This window comes from Spirosoma pomorum (assembly GCF_054776615.1).
This window is the reverse complement of sequence record NZ_BAAHBP010000001.1, coordinates 623,190-638,771: the sequence shown is the minus strand read 5'-3', so window position 1 is coordinate 638,771 and position 15,582 is coordinate 623,190. Positions and strand designations below refer to the sequence as shown.

The 15,582-nt window shown below is 51.2% G+C and carries 10 protein-coding genes; 4 read left to right on the top strand and 6 right to left on the bottom strand.

The features are described 5' to 3' along the window. Positions 1–13: 13 nt before the first annotated feature. Together ACYVAD_RS02600 and ACYVAD_RS02595 are read right to left on the bottom strand one after the other, a co-directional pair. Positions 14–1,384 (bottom strand): ATP-binding protein, encoded by a 1,371-nt coding sequence (locus ACYVAD_RS02600; RefSeq protein ID WP_461137904.1) that lies wholly within the window; start codon positions 1,382–1,384, stop codon positions 14–16. Between the two features lie 98 nt (positions 1,385–1,482). Beyond that, a complete protein-coding gene (locus tag ACYVAD_RS02595) occupies positions 1,483–4,644 on the bottom strand; it encodes a cyclic nucleotide-binding domain-containing protein (RefSeq protein WP_461137903.1) in 3,162 nt (1,053 codons plus the stop codon). Between the two features lie 319 nt (positions 4,645–4,963). On the opposite strand from ACYVAD_RS02595, the gene ACYVAD_RS02590 reads away from it, so the two are divergent. Continuing rightward, on the top strand, positions 4,964–7,720 hold the full coding sequence (locus ACYVAD_RS02590; RefSeq protein WP_461137902.1) for a 2-oxoglutarate dehydrogenase E1 component: 2,757 nt from the start codon (positions 4,964–4,966) through the stop codon (positions 7,718–7,720). 85 nt (positions 7,721–7,805) lie between these two features. Continuing rightward, positions 7,806–9,407 (top strand): 2-oxoglutarate dehydrogenase complex dihydrolipoyllysine-residue succinyltransferase, encoded by a 1,602-nt coding sequence (odhB, locus tag ACYVAD_RS02585; protein WP_461137901.1) that lies wholly within the window; start codon positions 7,806–7,808, stop codon positions 9,405–9,407. 94 nt (positions 9,408–9,501) lie between these two features. On the opposite strand, the gene gpmI is transcribed toward odhB, so the two are convergent. The 4 genes from gpmI to eno all read right to left on the bottom strand — a co-directional run bounded on the left by gpmI (position 9,502) and on the right by eno (position 13,409). Then, complete coding sequence (gene gpmI / locus ACYVAD_RS02580; RefSeq protein ID WP_461137900.1) at positions 9,502–11,079, bottom strand: 2,3-bisphosphoglycerate-independent phosphoglycerate mutase; 1,578 nt, start codon at positions 11,077–11,079, stop codon at positions 9,502–9,504. Between the two features lie 78 nt (positions 11,080–11,157). Further along, positions 11,158–11,649, bottom strand: a complete 492-nt coding sequence (locus ACYVAD_RS02575) for a low molecular weight protein-tyrosine-phosphatase (RefSeq protein WP_461137899.1) — start codon at positions 11,647–11,649, stop codon at positions 11,158–11,160. A 65-nt stretch (positions 11,650–11,714) separates the two neighbouring features. After that, complete coding sequence (locus ACYVAD_RS02570) at positions 11,715–12,026, bottom strand: FtsB family cell division protein (protein ID WP_461137898.1); 312 nt, start codon at positions 12,024–12,026, stop codon at positions 11,715–11,717. Between the two features lie 102 nt (positions 12,027–12,128). Then, complete coding sequence (eno, locus tag ACYVAD_RS02565) at positions 12,129–13,409, bottom strand: phosphopyruvate hydratase (protein WP_461137897.1); 1,281 nt, start codon at positions 13,407–13,409, stop codon at positions 12,129–12,131. A gap of 252 nt (positions 13,410–13,661) precedes the next feature. Between eno and ACYVAD_RS02560 the strand changes: the two genes are divergently transcribed. Together ACYVAD_RS02560 and recA are read left to right on the top strand one after the other, a co-directional pair. Continuing rightward, entirely contained in the window at positions 13,662–14,144 is a 483-nt protein-coding gene (locus ACYVAD_RS02560) for a hypothetical protein (RefSeq protein WP_461137896.1), read from the top strand. Positions 14,145–14,425: 281 nt separating this feature from the next. Continuing rightward, positions 14,426–15,520, top strand: a complete 1,095-nt coding sequence (gene recA / locus ACYVAD_RS02555; protein WP_461137895.1) for a recombinase RecA — start codon at positions 14,426–14,428, stop codon at positions 15,518–15,520. Positions 15,521–15,582 lie beyond the last annotated feature (62 nt).

Sequence of the window (15,582 nt, the reverse complement as noted above, 5' to 3'; positions counted from 1 at the left end):
GGTGGGATAAAAACTAAAGGGGCAGCGTAATAACAAAAGTCGTCCCCTGGCCTTCCTGACTGTCGACTGTCAGGTTTCCGCCATGCCCTTTCGTGACAATATCGTACGCGAGAGAGAGCCCTAGTCCAGTACCCTCGCCGGTAGGTTTAGTGGTGAAGAAGGGCTGAAAAATTTTGGCTTTTACGTCGTCCGGAATACCCGTTCCGTTATCACTGATTGTGACTTTGACCTGCTTGGCTGTTCCCTGCGTTCGGACCGTAATGGTAGGCTTGTAATCAGTTGATGCACCCTTTTTTTGTCGTTGATGAACGGCGTAAAAAGCATTGGTGAACAGGTTTAGCAGCACCCGGCCCATGTCCTGCGCCAACAGTGGAATGGGTTTCAAGGACGGGTCCAGTTCAGAGACCAGCGTAGCGTTGAACGTTTTATCCTTGGCGCGCAGTCCATGATACGCCAGGCGTAGGTACTCGTCCGTCAAGTTATTCAGATCTGTTGGTTCTCGTTGTCCTGTACTTGTTCGGGAATGCTGTAGCATGCCTCGGACGATGCTGGCAGCCCGTCCTCCGTGGTGAGTAATCTTTTCGAGATTCTGCTTGAGATCCGCTAGGATTTCGGCTTCTAGTTCCGGATCGCGGTTGGGTTGTTTCCGCTCTTCTTCCAATTCTTCAATCAACTCCGCGCTGACTTCGGAGAAGTTGTTGACGAAGTTTAGGGGATTCTGAATTTCGTGGGCAATTCCAGCCGTCAGTTCACCCAGCGACGCCATCTTTTCGCTTTGGATAAGCTGGGACTGCGTTGCCTTCAATTCAGTCAGCGCTTTTTCGAGATCTTCTTTCTGCTTGGTAATCTCGGCCGTCCGCTCAGCAACCAATATCTCCAGCTCCGATCGCCGTGCTTCGATGATCCGTCGGGCTTCGGCTTCCTGCTGGCGTTCCTGTTGCAGGAGTTCTTCGGCTTTTTTCTGCCGATTAGCAATGTAAATGAAAGCAGCCAGCCAAAAATAAATAAACGTGGTGCCTGATTGGAAGTAATCGTTGTTGACTCTGTGAAATTTGGGTGCAATAGCAGCAATCAGGCTGTTCAAAAACAGAATACTGAAATAAGGCACCAGAGCCGTCAAGAGCGAGCGAGTCGGCCGGAAGTCACGAGCCTGCCAGACAACGTAACAAATAATTGTACCGGCCACTACCCAGAACCACCAGGCCGTTATATCTCTAATATGGAAAATCGTGCCGACACCATATAGGATACCAACAAATGGCCAGAACTGAGACAGTAGCTTATCCCAATAGGGAAGGCGGTTCTTCGTGTCCAGAAATTTGCGTAGGTATTGGACAAGAACACCCACGACGATAAGTGAACCGATACCTTCGGGAACCGACATACTGATGAACGCGTAAAGGTTTAGACTGCCAAAATACAGTATTCCCCGTAAATGCCCTAGACATGGCTGATCGATAGGCGGATCACGCCTGTCAGAGTCTACTTTACATCTGATTTACTCCGCCCCGCCAGTAAATCATTCTGCCGCCGAATACGTCCTGACAAACTTCGTACGATACTTCGTAGCACTTCACTGCGCTCTTCCATCAGATCGAAAAAGTCATCCTGATCCAGGCGTAACAGCTTTACGTCGGTCAGTGCCTGAGCCGTTGCTGATCGAGATTCGGTATCCAGCAGGGCTAGTTCTCCGAAGAAGTCACCGCGGCTGAAACGAGCCAGTTCGGTTTCGCCGTCCAGAATGCTGACATCGCCTGAATAGATGACGTACATCCCGGTTCCCAGATCGCCTTTGTGAAAAATGACGTCGTTTGTCCGATGCTGTTCTTCTTTCATGATGGGCGTAATACTGGCCAGAACGTTTTCGGGTGTTTGGGCGAATAAACTGGTGTTGGCCAGCAGCAGCACCCGATCATATTCAGGAATGGAAGGAGCGTGGTGAGCGGAGTGACTCATGGGCAATGGGGAAGAGGAAAGCAGCGCTTGTTGCTGAGTTGACGTCTCATTGTTGAAGAAAAGGCGATGCACCGTGTGAATGGTCCAGCTGGAAAAAACAGCTTCGCCAACGCGCGTTACGTAGGTCTGAATAGACTCTTGCGCGTCGAATGCACCCAGTTCCACGTCAAGTGTCCGGACCCGTTCGGCGCGTGGCAGGTCATCGATTAATACCTGCATTGTTTGGTACACCCGACGCGGAATCAGGTTGTCAAGCATTTCGAGGGAGTTAGCCCGACGTTCCCGGGCGGGATGACTAACACCTAAACGAGCTCCGTTTATGGTATCGGTGTCATACAACTGAGCCAAAATGTCGAACAATCGCTGGGTTAATACGCTCAATTCGTAGTCAAGCGTTTGTGCGAGTTGGGGAACTGCCAGACTTCCGTGTAGAAGTCGCTGAGCCAGGGAAAGCTCATCGGTCAGGAGCGCTTGGAATATAGCATCATCATCAGGATCATTCGGAAATCGACGTAACGCCCGTAACGCGGCTCCCCGTATTCCAAGGTCAGCCTGTTGGACAAGTTTGTTCAAGATCTGACGACTCTCAGCCGTACGGATGCTACCACAGATTGCAGCCGCTCGCTCAATTAGTAGACGACTTGGCGTGTTACCGAGGGCTCGCTTCAGGACAGGAACCGTGCTAGGGTGCCCTGATTTCAGCGCTGTCAATGCTGGCCGGCCCAGCGATTCGTGGGTGAGCTGGTCGACCAGATACTGTGTAAGGTCTGGCGTAGCCAGTTGGCTCGCCGTCAGCATAGCCTGGTGAACAACAGCTGGTTCCGAACGGGTCAGCCGCTGTTTCACCAGCGCTGATAAGTCAGTGAGTTGCAACGTAGCAATTAACTTCAGACCCGCCTGCTGTTCCGTCTGGTTCGAACTATTGACCAATTCCAGCAAGCTTTGGCGAGCAACGGGACTCTTGCGGTTCGCTTCCAGCGCGCCCCGGATACCGCCCAGTCGAATGGCCAGGTCAGTATGATGGAGTAACGTACCAAGCTCACCTGGGCCGGCGTCAATCCGACGGCCCAGCAAGTAAGATGCCTGCTGACGGATATCGGGTTCTGCGTCAGTTAGGGCAATGTGCGACAGTGTTTTGATTGATAACTTCTGATTCGATTTATCCAAACTGGCTATTGCCCGGCGCCGAATGGCCGGATCTGTATGGCTCAACAAGGTGGGTAGGTGACCAGTCAGTTCGTCGGGTTTGTTAACAGCAAGCCAGTTTAGGGCCGTTAGAATCTCCTCCGAATTGCCACTACTCAGTTGTTTTATTAGCCCTGCCTGAGCGGCTTTAGGCATTGCCAACTGATCGCGTTCCAGGAAACGACGTCCAATTGCGTCATTCAACTCCAGTAGGTAGTAGCGATACGTATAAATAAGTAGCCCCAGTGCCGTAGCCAGCAGACTAATCCAGATAAACGGCATCAGCTTTTCCAACGATGGGGCTGAATGGAGCAGGTACAGGAAGAAACCCGCCAGGCCCAAACCAACGGGCTCGTACAATCCTTTGGCCAGCGTATGGCCGGTCAGCCGCTGAGCAGGTGCCAATGGTTGAAACAAAACCAGAAAGACCGGGTCGAACAACGCCCGTCGGACAACCTCGAAGAGTAGATATAAACCGCAGAAATAGATTACCAGCGTTGTTTCGTCGGTCGTCAACTGGTTCAGCAGAGCCAACCCAATAATTCCCGCCAGTCCTACCGAAGGCAATACCAGCAGCGACCGCCGAACCCCAAACCGGTCGAGTGCCTGCCGTGAAAGCAGCAGTTTGACCACCATAGCCACCCCATATGTCAGCGTCAGTACCACGCTAACGTAATAAATTACCTCGGCCTGGTCGTGAAACCGGTGTTTGACGTTGACAAAGAAATTGTACTCAATCTCGGTAGCGACGGCGGCTAGCGTGGCCATACTCAGACACATGAAGAATACCAGCTTGCTACCGCCAAAAGCCTCGCCCAGTAATCGAGATGGCGGTCGAACCGGCCGGGCCGAACTGTGGGGTGCGTGCACTTCGTGCGATTGAATAGTAAGACGCAGGGTATACAGAGCGCCAAGAAACGTGGCAAAGGCAAGCAGGAGCAGACGTAAAATGTCGGCATGAGCATGAACGAGCGCAGCCAGAACGGCACCCAGTGCTTTGGCGGGCATGTCGCCGGAGCTGATCACACTAAACAGTCGCTTGCTTTGACGGGTATCAAATACTACCGCCGATACCCCCCAAAACTCTAGATTACTTAGTAGATAGATGAGTCGATATCCCACCATGATGGAAATGGCGGCCGCTACCGAGTGGCCAACGACGACCAGAACCGCCACAATAGCCGTCATGACGATAACGGCAAGTAATACTCGAATCGCCAGGTTATGAAGAGGAAGGTGATGCTCGAAGTAGGCGTATACCTGCCCTAAACCGATCATGGCTAGTGCCGACGCGATGTAAGCAATAGGGAGGCTGGATTCTGGGTGATTCTCAAGCAGGATCGCGTTAGCGGATACGTAGATGAGAATCGTACCGATACCAAGAAGGAAGTTGTGCGTAAAAAACAAACCTACCGTTCGCGCTTCACCCGGTCGAATACCGAAGAGACGCTGCCAGCGTGGCGTCGTAGAAGTGTCGTAAGATTGGTCTGTACCAACGTACATAAGCAATAGAGCTGCGGATAATAGGTCAAATATAAGCACCAGCCGATGAGTAGCGGTAGCCCCCGACGGTATTGTCGGCACAGATGAGGGGCTGATGGTAGCGCAGAGGGGAGAAAACTGACAAAATCTACTTATTCAAATGAACACAACTGGGCTATTTAACCGATTGACTACAAGCTCAACTAAACCGCCGTTTGCGCTGTTGTATAAAGAAGGACGTCGCAACCCAAGCAGAATAGGATAAAAACCCTAAATTTTGCGGTCAAGTGTTTGACTGATAAGCTACCTTTGCGGTTTAAAACAACGACGCGCCCCCGTCATGGACCAGTATTCATACATAGCCAATTCCGATGCGGCCTACGTAGATCAACTCTATCAGGCATACAAGCAAGATCCTCAAGCCGTTGACGAGAGCTGGCAGCAATTTTTTAAGGGATTTGAATTTTCCCTCACCTACGGCGAAACCGCCAATGGGACCAACGGTGCAACACCAAATGGCAATGGCCAGACGGCATCGGCCAAGCCAAACGCCAGCCACGCTGAGAAAGAAGTTTCTGTTGCCAGCCTGATCAAAGCCTATCGGTCGCGGGGCCACCTGCTGGCCAAAACCAACCCACTGCGGGAACGTAAAGACCGCCAGCCACGAGTTGACCTGCCTGATTACGCCTTGTCGGATGCAGATCTGGATACGGTGTTCGAATCGGGCAAGCTGCTGGGAATTGGACCCGCTACGCTGCGGACCATCATGGATTCGCTCAAGAAAATATACTCGGGTAACATTGGCTTTGAGTATATGTACATCCGGGAGCTGGACGTAAAAAACTGGCTACGGAACAAAATTGAGAAAGAAGCCCTGACCTTCTCACCAGCAGCAGATGAGAAAAAGCGTATTCTCGAAAAGCTGAACGAAGCCACCGTTTTCGAAAACTTCCTGGCAACAAAATACCTGGGTCAGAAGCGCTTCTCGCTCGAAGGGGGAGAGTCAACTATTCCGGCCCTGGACGCCATCATCAGTCATGCCGCTGATTTCGGCGTTGAGGAAGTGATGATCGGAATGGCCCACCGCGGTCGTCTGAACGTGCTGACTAACATTTTAGGGAAATCGTACGAAGCCATCTTTGATGGTTTTGAGGGTAATATTCCGCAGGAAGCGCACGGCGATGGTGACGTAAAATACCACCTTGGCTATTCAAGCTTAATTGAAACCAAAGCAGGTAAGAAAGTTAGCCTGAAACTAGCTCCTAACCCGTCGCACTTGGAAGCGGTAAATCCCGTAGTCGAAGGATTCGTACGGGCGCAGGCCGATGAAGAATATTCGGGTGACTTCACCAAGATTCTACCGATTCTGATTCACGGTGACGCTGCCGTAGCCGGACAGGGTATTGTTTACGAAGTGACGCAGATGGCCAAGCTACCCGGCTATCAAACCGGCGGCACAGTTCATTTTGTGATCAACAACCAAGTTGGTTTCACCACCGATTTCGATGACGCCCGCTCGTCGATCTATTGCTCGGACATTGCTAAAATCATTGACGCGCCGATCTTCCACGTGAACGGGGATGATCCGGAAGCGGTCGTTTTCTGCTCGAAGCTAGCCGTCGAGTTCCGGGAGAAATTCAAACGGGATGTATTTATCGACATGGTCTGCTACCGTCGGTATGGTCACAACGAGTCGGACGAACCGAAGTTCACGCAGCCGACGATGTACAACATCATCGATAAGCACGACAACCCACGCGAACTGTACAACAAACTGTTAATCGAGCGGGGCGACGTAGATGCTGAACTAGCTAAACGAATGGATAGCGAGTTCAAAAAGCAGCTGCAGGACCGGCTTGATAAAGTGAAACAGAAAGCTGAAATCCCGTACAAACCGCTCCGGCTTGACCGCGACTGGTCTGAACTGCGTTTCGCTGAGCCGCAGGATTTCGATAAATCTCCGGAGACAGGTGTGTCGCAGGAAGTAATCGATACGGTTGGTAAAGCAATGGTAACGCTTCCTGAAGGATTTAAACCGCTGAAGCAGATCGACAAACTGCTGAAAGACCGGCAGACGATGCTCAACGATACCAAAATGGTGAACTGGGGCACGGCTGAATTGCTGGCTTACGGCTCACTGCTGCTGGAAAACAAACCAGTTCGGCTAAGCGGACAGGACGTACAGCGAGGAACATTCTCGCACCGTCATGCCGTGCTGCACGATGTCGAAACAAACCAGAATTACTCATCGCTGGACCACATCAAAGAGGGCCAGGCGAAGTTTCAGGTTTATAACTCGCTTCTGTCAGAATACGGCGTACTAGGCTTCGAATATGGCTATGCCATGGCCAACCCACACGCGCTGGTTATCTGGGAAGCCCAGTTCGGAGATTTCTCGAATGGTGCTCAGCTGATCATCGATCAGTTTATTGCCGCTGCCGAGTCGAAGTGGGGTATCATGAACGGCGTAACGATGCTATTGCCACACGGCTACGAAGGCCAAGGGCCAGAGCACTCAAATGCCCGCCCTGAGCGCTACCTGCAGCTCTATGCTGAGTACAATATGATCGTGGCGAACGTAACGACACCAGCCAATTTCTTCCACCTGATGCGTCGTCAGTTGGCGTGGCAGTTCCGGAAGCCGCTGGTGGTGATGTCGCCGAAATCGCTGTTACGTCATCCCAAGTGCGTATCGCCGTTGGAAGAGTTAACCAGCGGTAGTTTCCAGGAAGTGCTGGGTGATAACTACGCACAAGCGAAGAAGGTAAAACGCGTACTACTTTGCACAGGGAAGATCTATTACGATCTGCTGGAAAAACAACAGGCCGATCAGCGTGACGACGTAGCCATTGTCCGGCTGGAACAAGTAGCTCCACTGCCGAAGAAGCAACTGGATGCCGTTCTGGAACAGTACAAAAATGCGAAGGTGTTCTGGGTACAGGAAGAGCCCGAAAACATGGGTTATTGGACATACCTGTTGCGGGTTGGCATGAATCTTCCGATTATTGCCCGCAAAGCTGCTGCTTCGCCCGCTACTGGCTACGCCAAAATGCACACGCAGGAGCAAGCTGACATTGTCCGGAGAGCGTTCGAATAACTAAAAACCAATTCAGCCCGGTTGACTGTGCACTGATACGTCGGTACACAATCAACCGGGTAACCTGTATATCTACTCTGAAAATATGGCTGTTGACATGAAAATCCCCGCCGTAGGGGAATCCATTACCGAGGTGACGGTTGGTACCTGGTACAAGAAAGAAGGTGACCAGGTAAAGATGGACGATGTCCTGTGCGGACTCGACTCAGACAAAGCAACCTTTGAACTAACAGCCGAAGCGGACGGAACACTGCATATTCTGGCTCAGGAGGGAGATGTCCTGCCCATTGGTGCCAGCATCTGCAGCATTGATACGGATGGTAGCGGAGCCGCTCCGGCGCCCGAGCCAGCCAAAACTGAAGCACCAGCCGCCGAAACACCTGCTCCTGTGGAAGCTGCGCCGGCACCAGCGCCAGCCGCCAGTACCAGCGTTATCGAAATGAAGGTACCAGCGGTAGGGGAGTCAGTAACGGAAGTGACGATTGCTTCATGGAATAAAAAAGACGGTGATCAGGTCGCACTGGACGAAGTCCTCTGTGAACTGGAGTCGGATAAAGCTACGTTTGAGCTACCTGCCGAAGCAGCCGGTACGTTACGTATCGTGGCGCAGGCAGGCGAAACTCTGCCGATCGGTGCGCTGATTGCGAAGATCGAAGTAGGTGCTTCGTCAGCCCAAGCAGCTGCTCCGGCTCAGCCAGCACCGGCTGTGGCACAACCAGCTAACAACGGCTCGAATGGCGCTAGCCAAAACGGAAGCGGCTACGCGGCTCATCACGCATCGCCTGCTGCTGCCAAGATTCTTAGCGAAAAAGGAATTTCGTCGCAGGACATTCCAGGTACTGGCGTTGGTGGACGGATCACTAAGGAAGATGCGATGAAGGCTACCCAGCCATCGGCACCTGCTCCGGCAGCCGCACCAGCCCCAGCGCAGCCCGCCCCGGCTAAAGCTGCTCCGGCACCACAACCAGCTCCAGCGGCTTCGGGCGAACGTGGTCAGCGTCGTGAGAAAATGACCTCGCTGCGTCGCACCATCGCTCGTCGTCTGGTAGCGGTGAAAAATGAAACGGCCATGCTGACTACCTTCAACGAGGTAGACATGAAGCCGATCATGGATTTGCGGAACAAGTTCAAAGATAAATTCAAGGAGAAGCACGGTGTGGGCCTTGGCTTCATGTCGTTTTTCACAAAGGCAGTTTGCGTAGCGCTGAAAGACTTCCCAGCCGTAAACGCGCAGATTGATGGTGACTCGATGGTCTTCAACGACTTCTGTGACATCTCAATTGCCGTATCAACGGACCGTGGTCTTGTCGTGCCGATCATTCGGAATGCCGAGCAAATGAGCTTCGCGCAGATCGAAAAAGAAATTGGTCGACTGGCTGGACTGGCTCGTGATAACAAGCTGACCATCGATCAGATGACCGGTGGTACGTTCACGATCACTAACGGTGGTACGTTTGGGTCGATGCTGTCGACGCCGATCATCAATGCGCCACAGTCGGCTATTCTGGGTATGCACAACATCATCGAGCGGCCGGTTGCCATCAATGGTGAAGTGGTTATCCGCCCGATGATGTATCTGGCACTGTCGTACGACCACCGGACCATCGACGGTAAAGAGTCGGTTAGCTTCCTGGTTCGTGTGAAACAGATTCTGGAAGATCCCGCTCGTATTCTGTTCGATATGTAAGTGTAATGCTTTCGCTTTTTTATAGCACCAAAAAGGCCGCTCCGAATCTCGGGGCGGCCTTTTTGGTGAAGAGTCGATGAGATATACGTAACGCTTATCCCTTAATCAAACTTACGCCTGTCATCTCGGCGGGTTGGGGAACGCCCAGCAACTGAAGAATTGTAGGAGCGATGTCGGCGAGTTTACCGTCGTTTAGTTCAGGATGATAATCGTTGTCAACCAGAATGCAGGGAACCAGATTAGTTGTGTGCGCCGTGTTAGGTGATCCATCTTCGTTCTGCATGAACTCTGCATTGCCATGATCAGCGATAATGATTGTTGCGTAACCGTGGGCAAGCGCAGCTTCTGTCACGGCCTGAGCGCAGGCATCGGCGGTTTCAGCCGCTTTTATTACCGCTTCGAACACGCCCGTATGGCCTACCATGTCAGTGTTAGCGAAGTTGAGGCAGATAAAGTCGACTTCTTCTTTCTCAATTTCTGGAATGATGGCGTCCCGAATATCGAAGGCTGACATTTCAGGTTTCTGATCATACGTTTTTACGGGTACGATAATCGCATTCCCTTGCTCATCATACACCGTCATTTCTTTGGGGGATGGGCACAACAGGCGTTTTTCGCCGGCAAAAGGTTCTTCGCGGCCACCCGAGAAAAAGAACGTAACGTGCGGATATTTCTCTGTTTCGGCAATCCGGATTTGTTTACGTCCTGCGCCAGCAATTACTTCACCTAACGTATTATTCAGGTTGTCCTTATCGTAAATGACTTTTACGCCCGTGAACTCACTGTCGTAGTTCGTCATCGTAATGTAGTACAATGACAGTTTTTTCATGCCCACTTCCGGGAAATCCTTCTGGGTCAGTGCCTGCGTGATTTCGCGGCCCCGGTCGGTACGGAAGTTAAAACAAAGGACGACGTCGCCTTCTTCGATGACAGCCACTGGCGAGCCATTTTCGTTGACGGCAATGATTGGCTTAACGAACTCATCCGTTACGTCGTTGTCGTACGAATTCTGGAGCGCACCGATGATGCCAGCGGGCGAAACTTGCAGCCCTTCACCGTGTACCATGGCATCGTAAGCTACTTTGACCCGTTCCCAGCGATTGTCGCGGTCCATGGCGTAATAACGACCTACTACACTGGCAATCTTCCCGGTCGTAATACGCATGTGTTGCTCCAGATTGGTCAGATAGCCAACGCCACCTTTTGGATCGGTGTCACGTCCGTCGGTAAAGGCATGCACGTATACGTCCGTCAGGCCGTTGTCATGCGCAATCGATAGTAATCCCTTAAGATGATCAATATGCGCGTGTACACCGCCGTCTGATACCAGCCCAATAAAGTGTACTTTCTTGCCCTGAGCTTTCGCGTAAGCTAGTGCATCCGCTAAGACAGGTTCTTTCTCCAGCGTATGTTCGATAACAGCCTGATTGACCTTGACCAGATCTTGGTAGACAACCCGACCTGCGCCAAGATTCATGTGGCCAACTTCGGAGTTGCCCATCTGCCCGGCTGGTAATCCCACAGCTAAACCGGAAGCCTCTAGCGTGCTGTGCGGATACTTGGGGTACAACGACCGCATAAACGGCGTACTAGCGGCCTCAATGGCCGATACTTCAGGCTTTAGTGGGATACCCCAGCCGTCCAGAATGATGAGAATGACTTTTTTGTTCATAAGTTTCAACGAGTGAAATCGGACCGCCGAAGCGGAGAGAAAGAGTGAAAGAGCGTTTCCGTCGGAGAAAGTGCTCTTTCACTCTTTCGTTCTTTCTCTCTTTATATACACTAATAATTGCTGGCAGCAGCGAAGGACAATTTGATAGACCTCTTCGAATACCTCCGGGCCTTCGTAATAGGGGTCGGGTACGTTAGGTTCATCGCTTACTTGCGGATCGAACTCACGGAGCAGAAAAATCGTATCGGCCGTATGCAGACCTGTACTGCGGTAATTGAGTTTTTCGATGGCTTCAAGGTTCTTTTCATCCATCGCCACGAAGTAAGTAAACTGGGCAAGGTCTTCACCTAGTAAACGGCGAGCCCGGTGGGTAAGCGTTATCCCATGTTCCAGCGCATTCTCCCGGGTTCGCCGGTCAGGGAGCTGACCAAGGTGAAAAGAGGCAGTACCCGCCGAATCACATTCAATCTGGTCACTAAGTCCGGCTTCGGCAACTAACGTACGAAATACACCTTCGGCAACGGGTGATCGGCAAATATTACCGTAGCAAACGAAAAGAACACGGATCATTCGGCTTGGTGAGTTTCGAGGACGTATCGCAAACCAGCCACGTACAAAAGCAGCCTGAGTGTGACTTACTTCTCGAGCGGTTCATTATGTTCGTCAACCACTACGAAAACGTCTTCAGTTGGCTTTTTCATCAGGTACTTCTCCCGGGCGTATTTTTCCCGGAGCTGGTCGTTGCCTAACACCTCACGTCGTTCGGTTTGTACTGTCTTAATCTGGTCTCTGTAAAATGTGATTTCGCGATCCAGCTCGCGAAGCTTCCACCAGTTGCGAACCTGCATGGGCAGATCGTTGGCATCGATAAACGTCATCCAGACGAGCAAACCCAGGCTGGTTGCTACGTAAAAATTCTGTAGGAAACGGAAGCGTTTAGGAAGCATAGGGGTAGAAAATATGCGAAGGGAGTGGGGTTTTGGGCTTGGGGTGAAGGACTCTCGGGTGATATCCCCTAAATCCCATGCCCCAAGCCTTTCGCCCAAAACCTAAAACTTCAGGCCGGGAAAGTAAGCGGTTTCGCCCAGTTCTTCCTCGATACGCAGTAATTGGTTGTACTTAGCCATCCGATCTGACCGCGAAGCCGAACCCGTTTTGATCTGGCCTGTATTCAGTGCTACGGCCAGGTCAGCGATGGTTGCATCTTCGGTTTCGCCCGAACGGTGCGACATAACACTTTTGTACGAGTTACGTGTTGCCAGGTTAACCGCATCGATCGTTTCGGTCAGCGAACCGATCTGGTTTACTTTCACCAGGATTGCGTTGGCAATGCCTTTATCGATACCTTCTTGCAGACGCGTTACGTTCGTTACGAACAGGTCATCACCAACCAACTGAACTTTCTTGCCTTTCAGCGCGTCGGTGTGCAGCTTCCAGCCATTCCAGTCGTCCTCGGCCATACCGTCTTCGATCGACAGGATTGGGTATTTGTTAGCCCACTCTTTCCAGTAATTTGCCATCTCCGACGAGGTCAGCTTGTCGCCTGTCGATTTTTTGAAGTGGTAAACACCTTCGTTGGCATTATAGAACTCCGATGAAGCGGCATCCATCGCAATCCAAACGTCTTCGCCTGGGCGGTAACCCGCTTTCTCAATAGCCTGGATAATCGTTTGGATAGCTTCTTCGTTCGATTTGATGTTTGGCGCAAAACCACCTTCGTCACCTACGTTGGTAGCCAGGCCCATCTTTTTCAAGACACCTTTGAGCGTATGGAAAATCTCGGTACCCATACGTAACGCATCCGAGAACGTCGCTGCGTTAGCAGGCATTACCATGAATTCCTGGAAATCGATGGAATTATCAGCGTGCGAGCCACCGTTCAGAATGTTCATCATCGGAACGGGCAGGGTGTTAGCATTAACGCCACCGATGTAGCGGTACAGGGACAGGCCTGCTTCCTGCGCAGCAGCTTTCGATGCGGCCAGCGATACGCCCAGAATGGCGTTAGCGCCCAGCCGGCCTTTGTTTGGCGTACCGTCCAGTTCGAGCATGATTTTGTCGATCAGGCTCTGGTCAAAAACTGAAATGCCTGCCAGTTCCGGGAAAATCAGTTCGTTAACGTTTGAAACGGCTTTCAGAACGCCTTTACCGACGTACACGCTCGAGTCATCGTCGCGGAGCTCAACAGCTTCGTGGGTACCCGTAGAGGCTCCTGATGGCACAGCGGCCCGGCCCAGAAAGCCGTTTTCGGTACGAACGTCTACTTCAACCGTTGGGTTACCACGCGAATCCAGAATTTGTCTGGCATGAATGCTTTGGATGGTACTCATTGCAGAGATAAAAAGGGGTTAACAACGAAAAGCCAAATTTTGGGTTGTGACTACCAAGCCATTAGGCTGGTTGGCTTACCGAGGGCAAAGTAACGAAATACAGGGCAAAAGTTCAGTCAGCAAAATGGAAAAGACGCGTTTCCCCGGCTGCTACCCAGAAACAATTCACGCGGAGGGGCGTTCTAAACGGAAGTCGTTCGAAAAAGTTGTCTATTTGCGACGACAGAAATTGTTCTTAAATCAACCACCGCCATGCGAGGTATTCTCTACTTCTTACTTTTCTTACTCATTGTTTTCGGTATCTTCTACGGTCTATCAGGCTGGAGCTACAGCGATGGCGAACGCGCCGGGACCATATCCAAATTCAGTCGTCGCGGATTTATTTTTAAGACGTACGAAGGAGTGCTGAATGTGGGTGGCTTTTCGGGTGAGACCGGTTCGCTGACACCGCAGTATTTCGATTTCTCGGTGAAGGACGACGAGGTAGCCAATAAAATCACCGATGCTGTCAAAACGGGGCAGCGGGTAACGCTTCATTACGAAGAGAAGATCATTAAATTCCCGTGGAACGGTGAGACGAAATACTACATCACCAATGTCGAGGAACTGGGACCAGTCTATCCACAACAAAACGGGAATCAATCGGCATATCCTGGCAACCAACCGATGCAGCCACCAGCCACGCAGCCTACGCCAGCCCCGCAGGAACAGATGCCCGCCGACTCAGTATTGTAGCTTTAAAACCCGATTCTGGGGGTAAAAAATAGGGAAGGGAAAGGAGGAATAAGCCGAAATGGTAAATTCTTCGGTTTTCCTTCTTTTTTTGTGGGAGACGTAATCGGAATAAGTTCTTGTTCTGTATTATAATGTACTGATAAACAGGTGTTTGTTTGTTGTTCTTGGCGTTCGGTGAAACGCTAGTGAGTAGTGGGCCAAAGGGGTTGATTATTTGCAATAAGCGTTTGGAAATGCGGCCAATTTTGGGTAATTTTAAATGCTTAAACAACCATCCTAACATGGCAAAATCGGATACGGCGCAAGCCACAGCATCTGCTACTGACAATAAACTAAAGGCTCTCCAGACTACCATTGAAAAACTAGATAAAGCATTCGGGAAAGGTACCGTAATGCGGCTTAGCGAAAGCAAAGTTGTGGACGTTCCAGTTATTTCAACTGGTTCGCTGGGGCTGGACCTGGCACTAGGGATCGGTGGTATGCCTCGGGGACGTGTCGTTGAAATTTACGGTCCTGAATCGTCGGGTAAAACTACGCTGACGATGCACTGCATCGCCGAAGCGCAAAAAGCGGGCGGTCTGGCAGCTTTCATTGATGCTGAACACGCATTCGACCGGGTCTATGCTGAGAAACTTGGCATTGATACCAAAAACCTGCTGATCTCTCAGCCTGACAACGGCGAGCAGGCCCTTGAAATTGCCGAGCATCTGATCAGCTCAGGTGCTATCGATATTATCGTTATTGACTCCGTTGCTGCGTTGGTGCCTAAAGCTGAGATCGAAGGCGAAATGGGCGAGAGTAAGATGGGCTTGCAGGCTCGTTTGATGTCGCAGGCGCTACGTAAACTGACCGGTACGATTAACAAAACAGGCTGCTGCTGCATTTTCATCAACCAGCTTCGTGAGAAGATTGGTGTGATGTTCGGTAACCCTGAAACGACAACCGGCGGTAACGCTCTGAAATTTTACGCGTCCGTACGACTGGATATCCGCCGTATTGGCCAGATCAAAGAAGGTGCTGATAACGTAATCGGTAACCGCACGAAAGTGAAGGTCGTAAAAAACAAATTGGCAGCTCCGTTCAAAGTTGTCGAGTTTGACATCATGTACGGACAGGGTATTTCGAAAGTAGGTGAAATCCTTGACCTGGCAGTCGAAATGGAGATTGTTAAGAAATCCGGTTCCTGGTTCTCGTACGGTGCAAGCCGGCTGGCGCAGGGTCGTGATGCAGTGAAAGAACTGTTGCTCGACAATCCAGAGCTGATGGCTGAAATCGAAGGCAAAATTCGGGCGAAAATCAGTGAGGACGAAAATGCGCTCCTTGATCCCGTCCTGGCCGGTACCGAGGCTGACGACGAAGGTGAAATCGAAGATTAGTACTGGTTTTTATCATCCCTTGTTCCGCTGGAATGACAAAAAGATAAAAAAAGGTCAGGATT